The sequence below is a fragment of the Flavobacteriales bacterium genome, assembly GCA_021296215.1.
GTDB lineage: Bacteria > Bacteroidota > Bacteroidia > Flavobacteriales > ECT2AJA-044 > ECT2AJA-044.
Window position 1 is genome coordinate 1 of record JAGWBA010000135.1, and the last position, 850, is coordinate 850.

At 66.7% G+C, this 850-nt stretch carries 1 protein-coding gene; it reads right to left on the bottom strand.

Annotated features, from left to right (window positions below; genetic code table 11):
* Positions 1 to 850, bottom strand: an 850-nt coding sequence (locus J4F31_12570; GenBank protein MCE2497386.1) for an ATP-grasp domain-containing protein, incomplete at both ends; no start/stop codon positions are given.

An 850-nucleotide genomic window follows, 5' to 3' on the forward strand; every position in this document is an offset into this window, starting at 1 on the left:
CGAGTTCGTCCGGCAGCATCGTGGATCCGGACTCCTCGATCACCTTCTGCTTGTCGCGCTGGACGCTGCAATCGCGCAAGCCCAGGACCTGGGTGTCGCCGTACCGGTCGCGGAGGATCTGCACCTCGATGTGGCGCAGCGAGGTGACGTAGCGTTCGAGGTAGACGTCGCCGTTGCCGAACGCCGCACGCGCCTCCACCGAGACACGATGGAAGGCTTCATGGAAGTCGTCGGGACGCTCCACCACCTCGATGCCTTTGCCGCCCCCGCCATGCACGGCCTTGATGAGCACGGGATAGCCGATCTCCGCTGCGGACTCCGCAGCGAGGTCGCCGTCGGTGAGGATGCCGTGGCTGCCCGGCACCACGGGCACGTCGTGCGCCAGCGCGGTGGTAATGGCGTTCGACTTGTTGCCCATGGTCTCCATGCTGGAGACCGGCGGGCCCACGAAGTTGACCCCGCGGCTGCGTACCAGTTCGGCGAACTGCGCGTTCTCCGACAGGAAGCCGATCCCGGGATGGAGCGCGTCGACGTTTTCGAGTTCCGCGATGCGGACCACCGAGGCGGCATTCAGGTAGCTCTCGTCCGGCGTATTGCCGCCGATGCCGACCAGGCTGTCCGCATCGCTGAGCATGTCGGCAGGTACCGACTCCATGTCCGGGTCGGACTGGACGAGGACCACCGAGACGCCGTGACGCTGGGCGACGCGCACCAGCTTGGTCGCCGTGCAACCGCGGGCGTGAACGAGCATCTTCTTGACCGGGCGGAACAGTTCGCTCTCGCTTACCGTTTTGCGGGGCGCCTCGGCCTGCGGCCCGACATCGTGGGTGCCTTCCATGACCCGGTTGAC